The sequence below is a fragment of the Acinetobacter sp. OYA S30 genome, assembly GCF_033599315.1.
Taxonomy (GTDB): domain Bacteria; phylum Pseudomonadota; class Gammaproteobacteria; order Pseudomonadales; family Moraxellaceae; genus Acinetobacter; species Acinetobacter baumannii.
In genome coordinates this window covers 1-20,801 of the sequence record NZ_JAWVAV010000019.1, presented here as the reverse complement: position 1 = coordinate 20,801, position 20,801 = coordinate 1, and the positions used below count along the sequence as shown (strand labels likewise).

General features: G+C 41.2%; 20 protein-coding genes and 1 pseudogene. 8 read left to right on the top strand and 13 right to left on the bottom strand.

Annotated features, from left to right (window positions below):
- The first annotated feature begins 1 nt into the window (after position 1).
- The 3 genes from epsC (at position 2) to R5R67_RS11000 (ending at position 4,052) form a co-directional block, all read left to right on the top strand.
- Complete coding sequence (gene epsC, locus R5R67_RS11010; RefSeq protein ID WP_085943499.1) at positions 2-943, top strand: serine O-acetyltransferase EpsC; 942 nt, start codon at positions 2-4, stop codon at positions 941-943.
- Positions 944-1,183: 240 nt separating this feature from the next.
- Positions 1,184-2,116 (top strand): family 2A encapsulin nanocompartment shell protein, encoded by a 933-nt coding sequence (locus R5R67_RS11005; RefSeq protein ID WP_001107594.1) that lies wholly within the window; start codon positions 1,184-1,186, stop codon positions 2,114-2,116.
- The gene (locus R5R67_RS11000; protein ID WP_000211573.1) at positions 2,091-4,052 is read left to right on the top strand and encodes a family 2A encapsulin nanocompartment cargo protein cysteine desulfurase; all 1,962 of its coding nucleotides are present in this window, start codon (positions 2,091-2,093) and stop codon (positions 4,050-4,052) included. The genes R5R67_RS11005 and R5R67_RS11000 overlap by 26 nt, the downstream gene beginning before the upstream one ends.
- Positions 4,053-4,305: 253 nt before the next feature.
- Here R5R67_RS11000 and R5R67_RS10995 read toward each other — a convergent pair.
- Positions 4,306-4,426: pseudogene (locus tag R5R67_RS10995) on the bottom strand (hypothetical protein).
- Positions 4,427-4,514: 88 nt separating this feature from the next.
- Complete coding sequence (locus R5R67_RS10990; protein WP_000267770.1) at positions 4,515-5,153, bottom strand: LysE family translocator; 639 nt, start codon at positions 5,151-5,153, stop codon at positions 4,515-4,517.
- Between the two features lie 91 nt (positions 5,154-5,244).
- Between R5R67_RS10990 and R5R67_RS10985 the strand changes: the two genes are divergently transcribed.
- Positions 5,245-6,174: a LysR family transcriptional regulator gene (locus R5R67_RS10985; protein ID WP_002040900.1), complete on the top strand. Its 930-nt coding sequence runs from the start codon at positions 5,245-5,247 to the stop codon at positions 6,172-6,174.
- A gap of 48 nt (positions 6,175-6,222) precedes the next feature.
- Here R5R67_RS10985 and R5R67_RS10980 read toward each other — a convergent pair whose 3' ends face one another.
- The 5 genes from R5R67_RS10980 to R5R67_RS10960 all read right to left on the bottom strand — a co-directional run bounded on the left by R5R67_RS10980 (position 6,223) and on the right by R5R67_RS10960 (position 10,111).
- Complete coding sequence (locus tag R5R67_RS10980) at positions 6,223-7,089, bottom strand: cysteine ABC transporter substrate-binding protein (RefSeq protein ID WP_000209980.1); 867 nt, start codon at positions 7,087-7,089, stop codon at positions 6,223-6,225.
- Between the two features lie 82 nt (positions 7,090-7,171).
- The gene (locus R5R67_RS10975; RefSeq protein WP_000476799.1) at positions 7,172-8,032 is read right to left on the bottom strand and encodes a transporter substrate-binding domain-containing protein; all 861 of its coding nucleotides are present in this window, start codon (positions 8,030-8,032) and stop codon (positions 7,172-7,174) included.
- 30 nt (positions 8,033-8,062) lie between these two features.
- Entirely contained in the window at positions 8,063-8,794 is a 732-nt protein-coding gene (locus tag R5R67_RS10970; protein ID WP_001130354.1) for an amino acid ABC transporter ATP-binding protein, read from the bottom strand.
- Positions 8,795-8,796: 2 nt separating this feature from the next.
- Positions 8,797-9,462, bottom strand: a complete 666-nt coding sequence (locus R5R67_RS10965) for an amino acid ABC transporter permease (protein WP_000418074.1) — start codon at positions 9,460-9,462, stop codon at positions 8,797-8,799.
- Positions 9,452-10,111, bottom strand: a complete 660-nt coding sequence (locus R5R67_RS10960; RefSeq protein WP_001104474.1) for an amino acid ABC transporter permease — start codon at positions 10,109-10,111, stop codon at positions 9,452-9,454. The genes R5R67_RS10965 and R5R67_RS10960 overlap by 11 nt, the downstream gene beginning before the upstream one ends.
- A gap of 64 nt (positions 10,112-10,175) precedes the next feature.
- On the opposite strand from R5R67_RS10960, the gene R5R67_RS10955 reads away from it, so the two are divergent.
- Complete coding sequence (locus R5R67_RS10955; RefSeq protein ID WP_014206469.1) at positions 10,176-10,289, top strand: hypothetical protein; 114 nt, start codon at positions 10,176-10,178, stop codon at positions 10,287-10,289.
- Between the two features lie 106 nt (positions 10,290-10,395).
- On the opposite strand, the gene R5R67_RS10950 is transcribed toward R5R67_RS10955, so the two are convergent.
- The 3 genes from R5R67_RS10950 to R5R67_RS10940 all read right to left on the bottom strand — a co-directional run bounded on the left by R5R67_RS10950 (position 10,396) and on the right by R5R67_RS10940 (position 15,244).
- Complete coding sequence (locus R5R67_RS10950; RefSeq protein ID WP_001025680.1) at positions 10,396-10,680, bottom strand: GNAT family N-acetyltransferase; 285 nt, start codon at positions 10,678-10,680, stop codon at positions 10,396-10,398.
- A 143-nt stretch (positions 10,681-10,823) separates the two neighbouring features.
- Positions 10,824-11,783, bottom strand: a complete 960-nt coding sequence (locus tag R5R67_RS10945) for a response regulator transcription factor (protein WP_000107132.1) — start codon at positions 11,781-11,783, stop codon at positions 10,824-10,826.
- Entirely contained in the window at positions 11,780-15,244 is a 3,465-nt protein-coding gene (locus R5R67_RS10940) for an ATP-binding protein (protein WP_000115394.1), read from the bottom strand. The genes R5R67_RS10945 and R5R67_RS10940 overlap by 4 nt, the downstream gene beginning before the upstream one ends.
- A 195-nt stretch (positions 15,245-15,439) precedes the next feature.
- Between R5R67_RS10940 and R5R67_RS10935 the strand changes: the two genes are divergently transcribed.
- Complete coding sequence (locus tag R5R67_RS10935; protein ID WP_000116423.1) at positions 15,440-17,056, top strand: purine-cytosine permease family protein; 1,617 nt, start codon at positions 15,440-15,442, stop codon at positions 17,054-17,056.
- 65 nt (positions 17,057-17,121) lie between these two features.
- On the opposite strand, the gene R5R67_RS10930 is transcribed toward R5R67_RS10935, so the two are convergent.
- Complete coding sequence (locus tag R5R67_RS10930) at positions 17,122-17,577, bottom strand: Lrp/AsnC family transcriptional regulator (protein ID WP_000376214.1); 456 nt, start codon at positions 17,575-17,577, stop codon at positions 17,122-17,124.
- A gap of 156 nt (positions 17,578-17,733) precedes the next feature.
- Here R5R67_RS10930 and R5R67_RS10925 point away from each other — a divergent pair, with 156 nt between their 5' ends.
- A complete protein-coding gene (locus tag R5R67_RS10925; RefSeq protein WP_000885225.1) occupies positions 17,734-18,345 on the top strand; it encodes a LysE family translocator in 612 nt (203 codons plus the stop codon).
- Positions 18,346-18,416: 71 nt separating this feature from the next.
- Here R5R67_RS10925 and R5R67_RS10920 read toward each other — a convergent pair whose 3' ends face one another.
- On the bottom strand, positions 18,417-19,028 hold the full coding sequence (locus tag R5R67_RS10920) for a LexA family protein (RefSeq protein WP_001124839.1): 612 nt from the start codon (positions 19,026-19,028) through the stop codon (positions 18,417-18,419).
- A gap of 282 nt (positions 19,029-19,310) precedes the next feature.
- Here R5R67_RS10920 and R5R67_RS10915 point away from each other — a divergent pair, with 282 nt between their 5' ends.
- Positions 19,311-19,547: a hypothetical protein gene (locus tag R5R67_RS10915; protein ID WP_000795915.1), complete on the top strand. Its 237-nt coding sequence runs from the start codon at positions 19,311-19,313 to the stop codon at positions 19,545-19,547.
- Positions 19,548-19,607: 60 nt separating this feature from the next.
- Here the strand turns inward: R5R67_RS10915 and R5R67_RS10910 are convergent, their stop codons facing one another.
- Positions 19,608-20,777 (bottom strand): KGG domain-containing protein, encoded by a 1,170-nt coding sequence (locus R5R67_RS10910; protein ID WP_000024217.1) that lies wholly within the window; start codon positions 20,775-20,777, stop codon positions 19,608-19,610.
- Positions 20,778-20,801: the final 24 nt, after the last annotated feature.

Here is a 20,801-nt window from a genome sequence, read left to right as displayed (position 1 = left end):
AGTGAATCAAGGAAAGCTTGTGACTCAATGGAACATTAATGCGGTTGTACAAGGTTTACAACAAGCAAGGCATGACTGGCGTCAGCAGCAACACAGGACCAAAGAATTTGGGGGCCGTGAACTTCCATCTAAAGAAGCTTTAAAGGCCATTTTAGATGACCTGTGCGGGATTTTATTTCCAATGCGTTTAGGCCCTGCCGACTTACGTCAGGAAACTGAAGATTCTTATATTGCCTTTACTTTAAATCGGGTACTAACAGCTTTACATGCTCAAGTACAACTGGCTTTAAATTATGAAGCGAAACGACATTTGAGTCATTCAAGCCCAGTGCAGCAGCCACAAGAACTTGCTCAAACTATTGTGCAGGATTTTGCCAACACTTTGCCCTCTATACGGCGCCTTTTAGACGGCGATGTGCGAGCGGCTTATGAAGGTGATCCGGCAGCACATAGTGTAGATGAAGTATTACTCTGCTATCCGGGCATATTTGCGATTATCTATCACCGAATTGCCCATCAGCTCTATGCTCAAGTGCCTTTATTGTCTCGCATTATTTCGGAGTTGGCTCACTCTGCAACAGGTATTGATATTCATCCGGGTGCGCAAATCGGTAAAGGATTTTTCATTGATCATGGTACGGGTGTGGTGATTGGCGAGACTTGTGTGATTGGGGAACGCGTTCGTATTTATCAGGCCGTGACCCTTGGAGCAAAACGCTTTGAAACCAATGATGATGGTGGTTTGAAAAAAGATTATATACGCCATCCGATTGTTGAAGATGATGTCGTGATTTATGCAGGCGCCACTATTTTAGGCCGTATTACCATTGGTCGAGGGTCAATTATTGGGGGGAATGTTTGGCTAACCCATAGTGTTGCTGCAGGTAGCCAGATTTTACAGTCACCGAATGAGTCTTATCAAAAAAATCATATTGTCGGTTAAAAACTATAGATGTGAAATAAATAGATAAGGAGATAAATAAACAAAGAACGTGCAGATTAATAAAATGCTTATTTCTAGTTTAAATATATTTTTATTTAGAAAATAGATAACTCATTAATAAGCTCAGTATTTAAAAAATTTATAACGCGATTTTAATTTTAAAACCAGAACTAATTCTAGTTTATATGCATCCTAGAATTTTTATTTTCAAAAAGCCAATGTAAAAAGGAAAAATGATTCATGGCGAAAAATACAGATAAAGCCCAACTTGCACTTGGGGACCATGCAGCCCGTCAACTGGCCAATGCAACCAAAACAGCTCCCCAGCTTTCTACAATTACTCCCCGCTGGCTGACTCACTTACTTCAGTGGATTCCTGTTGAAGCAGGTATTTATCGCCTAAACCGTGTCAATAATACCGATGATATACAGGTGGCTTGTACACAACGTGATGAAGCAACTTTACCTCAGACTTTTGTTGATTATGACCCTGAGCCACGCGAATACTTTTTAAATGGTGTATCTACTGTTTTAGATGTGCATACACGTGTTGCCGACCTTTACAGCAGCCCACATGACCAAATTAAAGAACAGCTTCGCTTAACCATTGAAACCATTAAAGAACGTCAAGAAAGTGAGCTTATCAATAACCCGGAATACGGTTTACTGGCAAGTGTGACAGATGACCAACGTATTTCGACTTTAAATGGCCCACCTACTCCTGATGATCTTGATGATTTGCTACGTAAAGTTTGGAAAGAACCGGGATTTTTCCTAGCACACCCTGATGCGATTGCAGCATTTGGCCGTGAATGTACACGCCGTGGTGTACCGCCTCCAACGGTTAGTCTGTTTGGTTCGCAGTTCATTACATGGCGCGGAATTCCACTTATTCCATCAAATAAAATTCCTGTAGAAGATGGCAAAACTAAAATCTTGCTGCTTCGTGTTGGTGAAAAGCGTCAAGGGATTGTTGGTTTGTTCCAACCGGGTCTTGCGGGTGAACAGTCACCGGGGCTTTCAGTACGTTTTATGGGAATCAACCGTAACGCGATTGCGTCGTATCTAATCTCGTTATATTGCTCACTTGCAGTATTAACAGACGATGCTTTGGCAGTGTTAGATGATGTGGAGGTGGACAAATATCATGACTACCCAGTTAACTACAAGTAATCTGCAAGGTAGTCCAACGGGGCCTGAAGTGACTGGTGTTAACCCACCAGCCAACTTCCCTGATGAGTCCACCATTGCTCGACTTGCTAATGAGTTTTTTTCAGCAGTGCCAAGCTCAAGCAGTTCGACTTCTCCATCGGGGCTTAACTTGGATTTACCTGTCGGAGCACCACCGCACCCACCACAACCGGGTGAACCATTTTCTGCACTCAGTGGTCGTGCGCCCAATATCGCCTTTCAGAAAAGTCTCAATCCGGAATATCCTGAGCATATTCCAAATTTGCCCGACTACCCTGAACGCCGAATTGTAGCGTCTGCGCCTGTGGTTGGTGGAGCTAATTTACCACGCCCACCATTTGAACCACATTTGCCACAAGCTGCTCATAGTGAACCAAATGTGCCACGCATTGAACCAAACTTACCAACGGGTGCTGGTGAATCACCTTATTATTTTTTAAATGATTTTTCTGCCCCCAATGCAACAGAACCATCTGTTAAAGGTGTTGAAGACAATTATTCGGTTGCGCAGTCTTTTCAATTGCCACATGGTGACCAGCTAAAGTCCTTACTGACGGAAGATCGTTTTGCAACGAACACGCCTACCCAAAGTTCAGCAAGCTCTGCATTTTATTTTTTAGACTTGCCTCAAAGTGGACAAAGTTATAGCCATTATCAACCATCACAACCAATCTTTGTGGCAAGCAGTGCGCAACCACTCGATGTACATGCCATACGTCGCGATTTTCCAATTTTACAGGAACGCATCAACGGTCGACCTTTGGTCTGGTTTGATAATGCAGCGACCACACAAAAACCGCAGCGTGTGATTGACCGGATTGCTTATTTTTATCAGCATGAAAACTCAAATATTCACCGTGCTGCCCATGAGTTAGCGGCTCGTGCAACTGATGCCTATGAACATGCAAGAAATGTAGTTGCCCGATTTATTGGTGCCCCCTCTTCTAAAGAAATTATCTTTGTTCGAGGAACAACCGAAGGCATTAACCTGATTGCAAAAACATGGGGTGAGCAAAATATTGGTGAAGGTGATGAAATTATTGTTTCTCACTTAGAACACCATGCCAATATTGTGCCTTGGTATCAACTCACTAAAAAAACTGGAGCGAAATTAAGAGTCATTCCTGTGGATGACACGGGCCAGATTATTTTAGAAGAGTTACCAAAACTGATTAATGAACGCACTAAACTGCTGTCAATTACTCAAGTTTCGAATGCTTTAGGTACAGTCACACCTGTTGCTGAAGTCATTAAAATTGCCCATGCCAAAGGTGTACGCGTTTTAGTTGATGGCGCGCAATCTGTTTCGCACATCCCTACCAATGTACAAGCTCTCGATGCAGACTTTTTTGTGTTCTCTGGACATAAAGTATTTGGGCCGACGGGCATTGGTGCGGTCTATGCAAAACCAGAGTTGCTAGAAAATATGCCTGTATGGGAAGGCGGCGGTAACATGATTCAGGATGTCACCTTCGAACAAGTAGTTTACCAACCTGCACCAAACAAGTTTGAAGCTGGAACTGGAAACATTGCCGATGCTGTTGGTTTAGGTGCTGCACTTGAATATGTAGAAAGTCTAGGCATTCATAACATTGCTCGCTATGAACATGATCTACTCGAATATGGTCAAAATGCGCTGAGTAGTGTGTCTGGTTTACGCCTGATCGGAACGGCGCATCACAAAGCCAGTGTGATGTCCTTTACTTTACAAGGCTATTCAACTGAACAAGTCGGTAAAGCTTTAAATCAACATGGTATTGCTGTACGTTCTGGGCACCACTGTGCACAGCCAATTTTACGTCGTTTTGGTGTAGAACAGACCGTGCGTCCGTCTTTGGCTTTTTATAATACAACGGAAGAAATTGATTTATTGGTGTCGGTGTTACATCAACTGACGCGTAATAGGCGTAGCAATTAAATTTATTAAAAAAGACTGCTTACGGGCAGTCTTTTTTTATGGTTTCTTTATTGAAGCTACTTTAGCTCTAAAGACATATAGGAGAACAAGTCAAAGTGGTTATCACAGCGGAGTCTTATGATTTGAAATTCGATTTCTAAGTTAGCCTTCGGCTCGAGCTAAAAGTCATTAATAATCTAAAAAATTTAAAGTGCTTATCACGGCGGAGTCTTATGATTTGAAATTTGATTCCTAGCTTAGCCTTCGGCTCGTGCTAAGAGTCATCTACAGCCTGCCCATAATTTATAAAAATAATGTTTTTGCAACATTTCCTGATAGATGAAAACAGTGAACAGGTTCTGTAGATGACAAAGTTTTTTGGTTACTTTTTCCAAAAAAAGTAACAGAATTAGCTACTTTATTGTGACGTATAAACGGTAAGACTCCGTCTCGCTACCCCATCCACTTAAAAATAAAACCAACTTAATCAAACAATCCCCAAATCAATCTCAATGCAATTCCAATTAATAACACTCCCATCACCCTCTCAAAATAAACCCCAAACTCCAAAAATCTTTTACGTACGATAGGCTGTGCAAACAGTACACTCACCACCATAAACCAAATGGCATTGACCATACACATCCACACTCCATAAAAAACCTGAACTTTCATTGGTGTGGTCGTACTTACAACCGTCGTAAAAATTGCCAGAAAAAAGATAGTGGCTTTTGGATTTAACGCATTGGTAAGAAAACCCATCGTAAAAGCTTTAAATAAACTTGGCGTGTCACTACCTGCTTGGCCATTAATTTCAATATTAGTATTCGGCTGGCTACGTAAACACTGCCATCCTAAATACACTAAGTAAGCTGCCCCCGCTGTTCTGATCAGTGACATGAGCCATTCGCTTTGCTGAATCAAAAAGCCAATACCAACAAGTGTATAAAACACATGTACTGAAATTCCGACACCAATACCAATTGCAGTCAGACATCCAATCAAATAACCATAACGTACACTTTGTCTTACCGTAATCACAAAATCTGGTCCTGGTAAAATCACCGCCATAAAGTGAATAAGAGCTAGCGTTAAAAACTCATGTCCATACAACTGCCACATAACAATTTAGTTTCCTGAAAATCACTTAAAAGATTGTATTGCGATTTTTTAGACGCGATAATCCAATCAAAATCCAAATAACTTTTGCCTCATGAGCACAAATCAAAGTCTGGTTCTGTTAAATGAAATGGCGACTTTCGTTAAGGTTGTCGAGTCGGAAAGCTTTTCTGAAACTGCACGCCAGCTTGGTACAACACCTTCTGCTGTTAGTCGTGCGATTGCTCGTTTAGAGCGTGCTTTAGGCACCCGCTTACTCTATCGGACCACACGGAAACTTCGTTTAAGTGAAAGTGGACAACAGGTCTATCAACGCTGTTTAGATATGGTGAATGCGGCACAAGCAGTCATGGAAAGTTCGGGTCAATTTCATGTTGAGCCAGAAGGTATTATTCGTATGAGTGTTCCGAAAGCGGTGGGACATTTTATGATTCATCCGCATTTACCCGAATTTTTAGAACGCTACCCGAAAATTGATATTCAAATGCTTTTAGAAGATCACTATGTAGATCTCATTGATGATGGAGTCGATTTAGCACTTCGAATTACAGAGCAACCACCGGGCGGCCTTATGGGTCGAAAACTCATTGATATTGATCACTTGGTTTGCGCTACGCCTGAGTATTTGGCCAAGCATGGCATACCGAGCCACCCTCATGATTTAAAGCAGCATGAATGTATTTACTTAGGTGAACAAGCCAGTGACTCAAAATGGAAATTTCAGCAAGGAAATAAATCGATAAGTGTTGCCGTACGTGGTCGTTATGCAGCAAATCATACGGGTGTGCGTTTGAGTGCTGCATTACAGCATTTAGGTATTGCGAGCTTGCCGTACTTCGTTGCACGCCATGCTCTACAACAAGGCACCTTAGTTCAGGTTTTACCAGACTGGGATTTTAAAACCTATTACAGTGGTGGGCTGTGGTTACTTTACCCACCGACACGGCATGTCCCACCTAAATTGAGTGTATTGATTCAATATTTGGCAGATAAATTAGCAGCAGAGCCGACTTTAAAAATCTAGTCGACTCCTAGCTCGAGCAAATCCTATCTAGAGTCCTCTTTGTTAGAATTACTCAACCAATAGATCTTTTGGATTAATCGTATCGCCATAAACTGGTTTTAACGTTTTTTCATAAGCCTGATGAATCACACCTTCTTTTGCCAGTTTCTCTAAGTCTTGGTTCAACCAGTCCAGTAACTCTTTATCGCCTTTTTTCACTGCTGGTGCAATTAAGTCCTGCTCACCTAAATTAGTAATGCCAACAGTGTAATTTGGATTTTCTTTGGCCCAAGCTAAAACCAGCAAGTTATCATGTGCAAGCGCAGCACCACGACCATCTTTTAAAGCATCAAAAGTTTCAGTGTTTTGCTCATACTTTTGTAGTTTAATCTCAGGATGAGTCTTGGTGAAGAATGAATCAGCCGTTGTACCTTTGTTTACCAGCAAGGTTTTATCTTTAAGTTGAGCCACATCGGTAATTGGATGGCTTTTAGGAGAAACCACACCGAGCGCCACTTTTAGGTAAGGCTTAGCAAAATCGACCACCTCTTTACGTTCTGGGGTAACAGTAAAGTTTGCAAAAATAATATCTACTTTATTGGCTTTTAAATATTCGACACGGTTAGCTGCTTCAGTTAAAACGAACTCAACTTTGTTTTCATCACCGAGTAGATCTTTAGCGACATGCTTGGCAATCTCTACATCAAAGCCTTGGTTTTTACCTTGAGCATCTAAATATCCAAACGGCGGTTTATCACTAAATACGCCAATTCGTACCACACCATTCTTTTTGATCTGTTCAATACTTGACGTAGTTTGTGTGGTATCGGCCGATTTTTCAGTAGACTGAGTTCCTTTATCACATGCAACCAAACCCAAACTCAGTAAAGATGCAGCCAAAATATGCTTCACGTTTTGAAATGTTAATGTTGTCATTATTTCACCCTATCGTTCTTGTAAAAGTCTTATTTAGAATCACAGCGCCTACTTTTAGGCACTGCTCTAGCGATATCGAAAATTATTGGCCTACGTCTAAAAACACATTCGGATTAACCGAGTCACCGTAAATTGGTTTCAAGGTTTCATCATAAATTTTCTTAATTTCACCGCTTGTTCTGAGCTGCTTGATTTCAGTATTGAGCCAATTCAATAGTTGGGTATTGCCCTTTTTAACTGCCGGTGCAATAAACTCTTGATCACCAATAGACTGAATACCCGCAACATAACTTGGGTTCTTCGCGGCCCATGCCAAAGCATACGTACTATCTTGTGAAATTGCGTCACCACGACCGTCGGTTAAAGCTTTGAAGGCATCCGAGTTTCTTTCAAACTTGAGTAAATTCACTTTCGGATAATGCTTGGTAAAGTAAGTATCCGAACTTGTGCCTTTATTTACGATTAAGGTTTTACCTTCTAATTGAGCAATGTTAGTAATCGGCTTGGCTTTAGGCGAGACAATCCCAAAAGCCCCTTTTAAATAAGGCTCGGCAAAATCGACAACCTCTTTTCGTTCAGGGGTTACTGTAAATGTCGCGAACACCACATCGGCACGATTTGATTTTAAAAACTCCACCCGATTTGAAGCTTCAGTCACAATAAACTCAACTTTCTTTTCATCACCGAGCAAGTCTTTGGTCACTCGTTTTGCTAAAGCCACATCAAAGCCCTGATTATCACCTGCACTATCTACATAACCAAACGGCGGATCATCAGCAAAAACGGCAACGCGTAGAACCCCATTTTTTTTGACTTGTTCTAAAGAATGGTCTTCTTGAGCATTACTTGCCTGTTCAGTTGATGGCGTTTTACTACATGCAGTTACTAAAACCCCAGCAACAGCAAGACTGCTTAATATTTTTATTGAATTACGTTTAAACATTCACTTCCTCATGATTCAAATAATAAAAATTTAGTACGACAAAATATTTAAGAAAGCTTTCGCTCGTTCTGTTTTTGGCTGTTCAAAAAATTCTTCTGGTGAAGCCTGTTCAATAATCTTGCCCTTATCCATAAAAATAATGCGGTCGGCAACCTTACGCGCAAAGGACATCTCATGTGTCACAATCAACATGGTCATTCCTTCATTCGCCAATTTCAGTACTACATCGAGTACTTCCCTAACCATTTCTGGATCAAGCGCAGCAGTAATTTCATCAAGTAAAATCACTTGAGGTTGCATGACCAGTGAACGGACAATAGCTATACGCTGTTTTTGTCCGCCAGAAAGTTGTCGTGGATAATCAAGTTTTCGCTCATATAGCCCCACTCGCTTTAACAACACATCTGCTACTTGTTCAGCTTCATCACGGTGGCGTTTTTGTACTTTAAGTGGCCCAAGCAAAATGTTGTCAATGACGTTCATATGCCCAAACAGCTCATAGTTTTGAAAAACCATGCCAATTTTTTGACGAGCATTAGTCCAGTCCACATCTTTGCCCAAAACACCTGAGCCAGTTAAAAGAATTTCGCCACCCTGAATTGGTTCTAAGCCATTAATACAACGCAGTAAGGTACTTTTACCGCAGCCCGATGGACCTAAAATAACAACCACCTCTCCTTGTTCTACATCCAGATCAATGCCCTGTAAAATATGACTTTGTGCAAATGATTTCTGTAATTGTTGTATCGATAACAAAGGCATAATTACTCCCAGACCTTTTCTAAATGTGCCGCCAAACGAGATAAGGGATAGCAAATCAGAAAATACAAAATAAAAATAAAGCCATAAATCCAAAGAGAAGCACTCGGCACGGTCAACAGCGAATTTTCAATAATTTGCTGGCCAACTTTAATGACTTCAACCACACCAATCAGGACTGCCAAAGAGCTGGTTTTCACCATTCGGGTAAATAAGTTAATCGCGCCTGGTGTTACTCGTTTTAGACTTTGCGGAAAAATGACATAGACCAAGGCTTGAACATGAGTTAGTCCGAGCGCATAGGCCGAATCGCGTTGATGCTGATCAATTGAAGTAATGGCTGCACGAACCAAATCGCCCATTTCTGCCGTACCCCATAAAACAAACACAACAACACACACCCACATTGCTGAAAACTGCCAGTTAAACCATGTCGCAAAGCCGAAATAAAACACAAACAGCAAAACTAAAATTGGAATGATTCGAATGGCTTCTAGATACAGGCGGCACAGCGATTTAACGACTATGTTTTTAGAAGTCATAATGACGCCGAAAACTGTGCCAAAAATTGCAGAGAAAAACACTGAAATAAATGCAATTTTTGCAGTTGCCCAAAGTCCCCACATTAAACGTTCGAGGTGACTCGCTTGAAATAGATAATCAAGTTCCATGGCTCACCTTCCGACTTCTGTGCTCCAGATAACTGGTTAAAATAGACACGGGCAATAAAATAATCAGATAAGCCATGATGAGTAAAAACAAAGCTTCCGTAGTTTTATAGTCCATGCCAATTAAGTCTTTAGTGACAAAAAGCAGCTCAACGACAGCAATGGCGCTCACCACAGAACTTTCTTTAATTAGAAATAGGCAATTTGCCCCTATTGCCGGAATTGAAATGGCAAGCGCTTGAGGGAAAATGACATATCTAAAAATTTGAGTCGGTTGTAGACCAATACTTTTTGCTGAGTCAATCTGCCCTTTGGCCACCGACTGCAAACCTGCTCGGAATGCTTCGGCCATATAGCTTCCACCTAAAAAGGTCAATCCGATCACACCGCAAGTGAAACCATCGATTTTGATACCGAGTTTTGGCAATCCGTAATACAAAAAGAACAGTTGAATTAATAAGGGGGTATTTCGAGATAACTCAATATAGAACTGGGCAATTCTATTTAGCACCCGCACGCGATATGTGATTAAAATGCTGCAAATCAGCCCTACAATAATCGCCAAAATAATGCTGATAATTGAGATTTTCAGCGTGGTCAAAGTTGCAGAGAAAAATTGCGGCAACACACTATGGATATACTGCCAGTTCAAGGAAAATTCCAACAAATAATATTAAAACGTTATAAATATTTAGCTTTCATCAGCTATTAAATATTTGTGCAACGAGTTTATTTTTTTCCCAATTGGTCTAAAACTATTTTTATTAGATAAGCTTTTCTATAAGTTTGATAAATTCGATTTGGCAATCGAAAACCTTCAAATCAGTTGAATACAACTGCTTAAAACATATTCACTAAAACAAAGATGAATAATAAAGCCAATAAAAAATCGGACACCAAGGCCCGATTTTTATTAAATGATTTTTAATCTATTGCTTATTTTCTAAGTACATCACCAATACTTGGGTCTTTATCAAAAACCGATTTAGCATATGGGCAAAGCGGAATTACTTTTACGTCTTTTTCACGAACAAAGGCAACCAAAGCATCAAGTAATTGGCGGCCTACGCCTTGTCCACGATAATTTTCGTTTACATCTGTGGCATCAATAATTAGCATGCTTTCGCCTGCCCATGTATAAGTCATTTCGCCTGCAACGGTTTCACCATCAAGTAAGCTAAAGCTGCCGTGTTTTGTATCATCTTTTTGTTGAATATTCACAATGAATTCCTCATATTACAAATCGTATTTATTTAAAAATGACTTTGTATAATCTTTATCTATAAGAACAAATTTAACTGTAAAAAAATAGCCTATTTTTAGCAGTGAGTCTGTATGCTTTTTAAATACAATCTTCACTTAAATTAATGAAACTCTTGCACCAGACTATTAATATGCGCCACCGCAGCAGTTCGGTTTTCAACGCAAAGTTTTTCAAAAACATGCTCTAAATGTTTATTCACTGTCCGTGGACTCAGCTCCAAAATTTCTGCAATGTCTTTATTGGTTTTTCCTAACAACAACCAGTGCATGACTTCTGCCTCACGTTGAGTCAACTGCGGGCAATATTTCAAAATATCAGCCATTTCCAAAGCTGGCGTAGAAGTTTTTATCTGGATAAGATAATTTTTTGCCACACTTGGTTCAGTTTCCCACGGCGTAAGCAATAAAAGCTGTAATTGCTGAGATGGTGTTGAATAAAAACAGCTGGTTAATTTTTTGGAGTCTTTTTCATGCTCTAAGTCTGAAAACCAAGCTTTTAAACCTGCTTCAAAACCTTCTAATTCGGGTAAATATTGATTTAGTAGATCACTAGCCTTTTGGGTTTTCCACACAATTTTACCGTGAACATCTAGCGCAAGAATGGCTGTTTCCGTTGCATCAATCACCTGTTTCTGTTGTTGCAATAGTTTGGCATGTGCCAAATGTGTTTTTACTCTTGCTAATACTTCTTCAATATTCAGTGGCTTAGTTACGTAGTCCACCCCGCCGACCTGAAAACCACGCACAATATGCTCTGTCTCAGACAAACCTGTCATAAAAATAACGGGAATAAACTGCGTAATTGGACTCGCTTTAAGCTGTATGCAACTTTCAAAACCGTCCATATGCGGCATATTGCCATCAAGCAAAATCATATCCGGTAAGCATCGGTGTGCAATTTCAATTGCACTTAACCCATCGGTTGTGACAAGCACGCGATAACCTGCCTGATCCAGACTTTCATGTAGCAAGCCTAAATTTTCCGGCACATCATCTACAATCAGAATAACAGCCTGCTCGTTTGGCGAAGCTTGCTGAAAAGAAACATGTTGCGTACTCATTGCTTATCCTGAATCAATCGTTGCGCGTGTTTTAAATCAAACTTTTGAATAGCCTGTTCAAGCTGTTCCCATAACTCATCATGCTCCGGAAAATTTTGACGGCATTGCGTTAAAGTCTGTTGAATTCCTCGAATATAACCCTGTCCAATTAAATCATTTAATTGCTGCAAGCTTTGCTGTAAATCGAGCAGATCATTATTTTCAGGTTGTGTAATTGATGTATGAACAGCAACTTGCTCTTGCTTAAACACCTTTACATCCAGTGTTTGAACTTCATTATTTTCAAGGTTTGCATCTGATTTAGAATCAATCCACACCAAGCCCAACTTATCTCCAATTTTACTCAGCAACAAATTGAGATCGATTGGTTTTAACATAAAGTCTTCACTTAAGACGGCGTCTTGTGGATTGACTTCGCGCTCGCCTGCATTCGCTGAAATAATTAAGATCGGCACATTGGTAATATTATTCTGACGTAATAATCGCGCAGTTTCCCAGCCGCCCATCAAAGGCATATTTAAATCCATCAAAATCAGGTTAGGTTGAAAAATAGGTACTCGTCTTAAACAGTCAATGCCCGACTCGGCTTCTTCAATCATAAATCCCAAAGGTTTGAGAAAATTAGCAACTAAACCTCGGTCTACCGCTTCATTATCGACAACCAAAATTCGTTTACGCTCGCCTTGATAACCCGTAATCTGGTTGGAGTAAACATTAGAAATCGGATGAACCACTTCTTTTGAAGGTAAGTAAAACTTAATCTTAAATTGTGAACCCTGATTGAGCTGACTAGTCACAGATAGCTGTCCGCCAAGTAAATCGACCAATAATTTTACAATCGGCAGCCCGAGTCCTGTTCCGGTAAATCCGCCTTGCACTACATTGCTGCCCCGTTCAAACGGATTAAAGATTCGCTCTAAATCGGCCTCGGCAATACCACAGCCCGTATCTCTAATTTCAAAATAAGCCGTTTGAAAACGGTACTCGACTTTTAAAGTAATTGTGCCACTCGTTGTAAACTTTAAAGCATTGCCCAACAAATTGATGAGCACTTGTTCTAAGCGTTTTTTGTCGGTACGGACATAGTGCGGTAAGTTATCTCCAATTTCATAAACAAACTGTAAATTCTTCTGTTCAAACTGTGGTTGAAACATTTGAATAATTTGTTCAATAAAATTGGGGAAATGCACATCCACTACATTTAAAGAAATCTTGCCTGTTTCAATGCGTGCTAAATCTAGTAAACCGTCAATGAGTGAAGTCAAATGCTGCCCACTACGGCTAATCACCCCGAGCGCCATTTTGCCTTGTTCAGAGAGTTGTTCTTGTTTTTGAAGTAATTGGCTATAGCCCAAAATACTATTTAGAGGTGTCCGTAGTTCGTGGCTAATGCCAATGACATAACGGCTTTTTGCATCATTGGCCCGCTCTGCTGCTATTCTGGCATCTTGTAAGTCTTTTGAAGTGACTTCATGGGCAGCAATTTCATCAATCAATAATGCTGTTTGCTGATGCGTTTCGATTTCGGCATTACGACGGCTTTCATCGTTTAGTACTAACCACCATGCAGCAACACTCATTAATAAAAATAAAATGGTGTAAATTTTCACAAACAGTGTAAAGAGCTGTGGAACGGCTGCCGCATTAATGGTTTCTAAATAGGTTTTTTCTTGGATATAAACCAGACTTAAACTCACTGCCAAAACAATAGACAATCCTAGAGTCAACAATAGATACAAACTGACCCTGCTATTTAAACGACTAGCCCAACGTTCTGGTAAATAGCGCCAAATGGCTTTTTTAAGCTGTACCGACCAACGTGCATCAGGTTTACATAAATCGTGGCAGCGTGCTTCTAGTGAACAGCATAGAGAGCAAATCGTACCGTTATAGGCTGGGCAACCCGCCATATCAGCAAGCTCATAGTCCCGTTCACATACCACGCAGTTAGCAACCGAAGTCGCCTGAATTTTTTCAGGCTGGCGTGCAATGTAATATTTGCCTTTGGTTAAGTAAGCAATAACAGGTACACATAACAACGCAGTTCCTAGCGCAACAAAACTCGCCAAACCTTTCGCCATGAGTCCAAAAAAGCCCAAATAACTCAGCATCGATAGCACTGAAGCAATCAGTAAAGCACCTACACCTACGGGGTTAATGTCGTATAAATAAGCACGGCGAAATTCAATTCCCTTCGGACTTAGACCTAAAGGCTTACAGATAATTAAATCGGCAACGACGGCACCAATCCATGCCAAAGCGATATTGCTATATAGTCCCAAAATACGTTCAACCGCATGGCTAATTCCCATTTCCATCAAAACAATGGCAATAAAAACGTTAAAAAGAAGCCAGACAATTCGTCCCGGATGGCTATGAGTTAAGCGCGCAAAGAAGTTAGACCATGCCAATGAACCAGCGTAGGCATTGGTCATATTAATTTTAATTTGCGCCAAGCAAACCAGTGCTAGAGTCAATATTAACGCTAGCTGAGGATTTGGAATAAACTGCTGATAAGCAACCCAATATAAATAAGTCGGATTGTCTAGTTCAGAGACAGGAATAAACAGCTGAAAAGCCAACACCATCAGCAGCATGCCCATCAAAACTTTTAAAAATCCAAAAATTATCCAAGATGGACCACCTAAAAAAACGGCAAAACGCCATGCAGTTCTGTTCTTTTCTTTTTGTGGTAAGAAACGTAAATAGTCAGCTTGCTCACCAATTTGGATCACAAATGAAAAAATAAGAGTGCACGCCGCACCAAAGTAATACAGGTTAAAATCGGTTGAGTTTGAAACCGCCCCAACAAAATGCAAGCTACTACTTAAAATTTGTGGTTGTTTCCAAAGTACAAAAAACCACGGTAATAACAGCAATAAGAGCCAGATTGGCTGAGTGACTGCCTGAACTTTGTTAATAAAACCAATGCCTTTGACCACTAAAGGCAAAATCACTAAGGCAGAAATTAAGTAACCAATAACTTGCGGAATGCCTAAGGCCAGCTCAAGTGCCATCGCCATAATTGCGGCTTCAAACGCAAGCAAAATAAAGGTAAAGCTGGCATAAATCAGAGATGTAATGGTCGAGCCAATGTAGCCAAAACCTGCACCACGAGTAAGCAAATCAACATCTACATTATATTTTGCGGCGTAGTAACTAATCGGCCAACTGGTTAAAAATATAATGGTACATACGACAATTGCTGCCCATAATGCATTGCTAAAGCCATACTGCCAAAGCATGGTTGCCCCAATGGCTTCCATAGCCAAAAAGCTAACTGTAGAAATTGCAGTATTGGTTACCGTCCAAGGTGACCACTTACGTACCGAGGTGGGTGCGTAGCGGAGCGCATAATCTTCGATACTTTCATCTGCCACCCAAATATTATATTCACGGCGTGTTTTGATCACACGTTGTGGCGCTTGTTGGGGGCGTGAAGAATCTGGCATAACACTCATGTTTGGCATGTGGCTGCATTAAACCCAGCAATCCTTATGCCAAAAGTCATTTATCATGGCGATTTTTTCTAATACGCACATATACGCAAAATAACGTATTTTCAATTTTTCCCAAAAATCACACACTCAAAACCATCAAAAAACAATGATCAATATTTGTGTTGATTGACCGAAAATGATTGGGAGATTGATGTTATGAGTGTATCTGAACATCCAAATCTGGACACTGTGCAAGGTGCAGATTCACAAAAAGCAGTGAATGAAACCTTAGAAGATTATACTTTACGTTATGCTCCACACAGCTTTCGGCGCTGGAGTCCCAAAGTTGTTGCTATTACTGCACTTGGTGGTATTGCCTATCTTGCTGACTTTTCTATTGGTGCCAGTATTGGTATGTCTTATGGAACAACCAATGCTGTTTTCTCCATTTTATTTGCAGCGATTATTATCTTCTTAACCGGCATTCCTTTAGCCTACTACGCAGCTCGCTATAACATCGACCTTGACTTGATTACCCGCGGTGCAGGTTTCGGTTACATCGGTTCGGTTCTTACCAGTATCATTTTCGCCAGTTTCACATTTATTTTCTTTGCCCTTGAAGGTTCAATCATGGCGCAAGGATTATTGCTCGGTTTAGGCATTCCGCTTTGGGCTGGCTACCTCATCTCAACCGTTATGGTTATTCCGCTGGTGATTTACGGCATGAAAGCTTTAAGTAAATTACAAGTCTGGACTACCCCACTTTGGCTCGTTCTAATGATTGGTCCTGTGGCTTATCTGATTTACCAAGAACCTACCTTAGTTAGCCAGTTTGCAACGTTTACAGGTCATGAAGGTTTTGCACCTGTAGATATGGCAGCGATTATGCTTGGTGCAGGTATATGCTTATCCCTAATTATGCAAATCGGTGAGCAAATTGACTACCTACGCTTCATGCCTGCAAAAACAAAAGAAAATAGCAAAGCATGGTGGGCAGCGGTTATTTCAGCGGGGCCAGGCTGGGTGATTTTAGGGGCGATTAAACAAATTATTGGGGCATTTTTAGGTTTCTATTTACTCACTAAAATACCGGGCGTAAACAGTACCGAACCTGTTCAACAGTTTAATGCGGCGTTTCATGACATGCTTCCGGGCTGGGCGGCTTTAACACTTGCGGTTATTTTGGTGGTTATTTCTCAAATTAAAATTAATGTGACCAATGCTTACTCTGGTTCCCTTGCATGGACAAGTGCCTACACTCGTATTAGCAAACATTATCCTGGTCGTATTGTGTTTGTGATGGTGAACTTGGCAATTGCACTTGCTTTAATGGAAGGCAACATGTTTGCGGTACTGGGTAAAATCTTAGGATTCTATTCAAACTTTGCGATTGCATGGGTTGTGGTTGTCGCAACAGACATTTCAATCAACAAATATGTTTTAAAACTTTCACCAAAAGAACCGGAATACCGTCGTGACATGCTCTACAACGTAAACCCTGTCGGTATGGTTGCTTTCCTTGTATCAGCAGGTTTATCGATTGCAGCATTCTTCGGATTATTGGGTAGTTTCCTAGCGCCTTACTCTCCAATTATTGCACTTGTACTTGCCTTCGTATTAACACCAATCATGGGCCTATTAACCAAAGGAAAATACTACATCAAGTCACACGATGACGGCGTTAAAGAACCACGTTACGATGCTGAAGGTACACCAGTAGCAACTGTTTATCACTGCCGCGTATGTGAGCAAGGCTATGAGCGTCCAGATATTATGTTCTCTCACAAACATAACGGTACAATTTGTTCTTTGTGTAAAACACTCGATGCCTAGATGCCTACCCCCTTTTACCAATTAAAAAAAGAAGCTTTAAAGCTTCTTTTTTTATATCTGATGATTTAGCTAATTGGAAATAAACGCTCAGGCACCACATCTTTCATCACAATGGTTGAGATGAGCCGTTGCACACTTGGAATAGCCGATAATTTTTCGTCATATAAACGCTGAAAAGCTGGTAAATCTTTAGCAACAACATGGAGTAAATAGTCAGGTTCACCAAACAAACGCTGCGCCTGAATAATTTGCGGAATCTCAATCACGGCATTTTCAAACTTCTCAACCGCCTGTTTATCGCCTTCTTTAAGCGTAATAAAAACAATTGCTGAGAACTCAAAACCGACTAAGTTTGGGTCAAGTTCTGCCCGATAGCCTTTGATAGCTCCCGACTCTTCTAAAGCCTTCACTCGTCTGTGACAAGGTGAAATGCTCAAACCAACTTTTTCTGCCAACTCAGTGATAGATAATCGGCCATTTAATTGCAATTCAGCAAGAATCTTTTTATCCGTGCGATCCATTTAGAAAAATTTACCCCAAATGTATGTGATATGAGCAAACATTTAAAAGCACATTCTAAATACATGAGCATATTATTTTCAACAAGCTCGCATAAATAGGGATTTTTTCTAAACCACGAGCGAAACCTTTGGAAAATAGTTTGCCGAGATAAGCTTATGGCTTTTAACATTTTTATTGCATTTTGGAGTGTCTCCATTCTTTTTATTATTACGCCAGGGGCAGACTGGGCCTATGCCATTTCGGCAGGAATTAAGGGCAAAGTCGTCGTACCGGCTGTCGCAGGTATGCTATTTGGGCACTTTATTACGATTTTATTGGTAGCGGCTGGTGTTGGCCTGCTTGTAGCAAATAATCCAACTGCACTCATGATCCTAACAATTGCAGGTTCTGCTTATTTGCTATGGATGGGAATAAACTTATTACTTACCCCTCCAACTCCGAACGAGTCTGGTTCTGAAAAGGCTCAGTCATGGTTGAGCTGGGCAACCAAAGGCGTTTACGTAAGTGGCTTAAACCCGAAAGTTTTTTTGCTCTTTTTAGCCCTGCTTCCTCAATTTATTGACACCACTGCTTCATGGTCAGTAACGACACAAATTCTTGCCTTTGGTGTTGTCCACATAATTAGCTGCGCGATTATTTACTTAATGGTGGGTTATGGTTCAGAGGCTATTTTGAAAACCAGACCACAGGCAGCCCAATTAGTTGGCCGTTTTTCGGGTGGCTTGATGGTCGTTATCGCGACGTGCTTATTGATTGGGCAAATTTAAAAGCCATTCAACGAAAAGTTACTGACCATCATTTCTGGTCAGTAACTTAAATAATAAATACGGGAAAAAATTTATCTCATACGTTTAAGGTTATAGGTCACGACTCCCCAAATCACCAGTTCTTGCCCCTCTTCAATATAAATATTTTGATAATCAGGATTTTCTGCTTTTAGCCACACTTTAGGGGGCTGAAATTGGGTATCAATCATTAAGCGCTTAACAGTGAAATCATTATCGATAAGTGCAATCACAATATCGCCCGATTTAGCAGGAATACTACGGTCCACAATAAGCGGATCATCAATATCAATTCCGGCATCTAACATGGACAACGAATTGGCTTTGACAATAAAGGTGGCATTTTCATTTCTAATTAAATATTCATTTAAATCGAGTGCTTGCTCAATATCATCTTGCGCTGGTGATGGGAAACCCGCAGCAACACGTTCTGTCGCCAAAGGAATATGGTAAATTTTATCGTTGTTCGGATGGACCTGCTGTATCTTTAGTTTTGAAGTGAAATCTGTCTGGTTATCGGTTTTGACATTATTCAGTAACCAATTTTTGATAAAGTTGACTTGAGATTCAGGAACACGAATCACTTTGGTGGGTTCATTGAACTGTGCTTTACGGCCGGCGTTTTCCCGTGCACCGCCATGCTCGAATTCTTTCTTCTTTGGCATATCGCCTCCATTTCACCGTTCAAATCCTACACAAACAATGTAACTTGAAAAAGTTACATTTTCAAGTTGACGAAATATTTTTTTTGCATAACAATAAATTTCATGATCAGATTTTAATCCATTTTGCTTTTAACAGGGATGTTAAAACGGAAATGGTAAGTTGAAGAGAATCAAAACCTATTGTGAAATAGTTCTTATTACTGACTGTTTTGATTTTTATCAATGAAATTCTGAACACTTAAATATGAGTTAGATTCAGTTTTTGGTATGGAGACATGCGAAATGAAAAATCAACGTGATGCAGTTTTAGGTTATGCAGATGAACAACATGCCTACTATATCCGTCTTATTGAAAATGATGCGGTATTAGGCGAAAGCTATGGAATTTTCTGTGAAAATCCGGAAAGTGAAGCAGCCGAAAGTATTATGACGACACTATTTTTAAAGAAATCATTTTGGTTAAATGGCTCAGAATTCACAGATATTGTAAAAGGCTTACATCCCCTTACCCACTCATAAGTTTAAAATAATAAAAATAAAGGAGGCATAATGCCTCCTTTATTCTCAAAAACTGTTTGCTTAAGACGTAAAGCGTCCATAAGCATCGCGTTTTTGATTACGAGAGTTCTGGCCACGACCATCTGAACGGCCACGGCGGTCATCATCGTCGTCATCGTCATCACGACGGCTGCGACCACGGCCTCGGCCACCTGAACGACCGCGATCATCATCTTCGTCATCATCATCACGACGGCTGCGACCACGGCCTCGGCCACCTGAACGGCCACGGTCATCATCTTCCTCGTCGTCATCATAACGACTGCGACCACGGCCTCGGCCACCTGAACGGCCACGATCATCATCTTCATCGTCGTCATCATAACGGCTGCGACCACGGCCTCGGCCACCTGAACGGCCACGATCATCATCTTCGTCGTCATCGTCACGACGGCTGCGACCACGACCTCGACCGCCCGAACGTCCGCGATCATCATCTTCGTCATCATCATCACGACGGCTGCGGCCACGGCCTCGGCCACCCGAGCGACCGCGATCATCATCTTCATCGTCATCATCATAACGGCTGCGACCACGGCCTCGGCCACCTGAGCGACCGCGATCATCATCTTCATCGTCGTCATCACGGCGGCTGCGGCCACGACCTCGACCGCCCGAACGACCGCGATCATCATCTTCATCGTCATCATCACGGCGGCTGCGACCACGACCTCGGCCACCTGAACGACCGCGATCATCATCTTCATCGTCGTCATCACGACTGCGGCCACGGCCTCGGCCACCTGAACGACCGCGATCATCATCTTCGTCGTCATCATCACGACCGCGACCACGACCACGACCGCCTGAGCGACCGCGATCATCATCTTCGTCGTCATCATCATAACGACTGCGGCCACGGCCTCGACCACTTGAACGGCCACGGTCATCATCTTCGTCGTCATCATAACGGCTGCGACCACGACCATTACGATCATCGTTTTTATGACTTAAAGCACCAGCTTCACGAGCCTCTTCTGAGGTAAATTCATGTGCGTTCCCACTGGCATGTGCAGCACGGCCAGCTTCACGAGCTTCTTCTGAAGTAAATTCATGCGCATTGCCACTGGCATGTGCAGCTCGCCCACCTTTACTGGCTATTTCTCTGACTCTTTCAGGATCCATACTTGCAAATCCACGATTTGAAGTACCTGAACTATTGTTATCATCTTCATATCTAGTATTAGCCATAGTTATATCTTCCTATATTAAAAT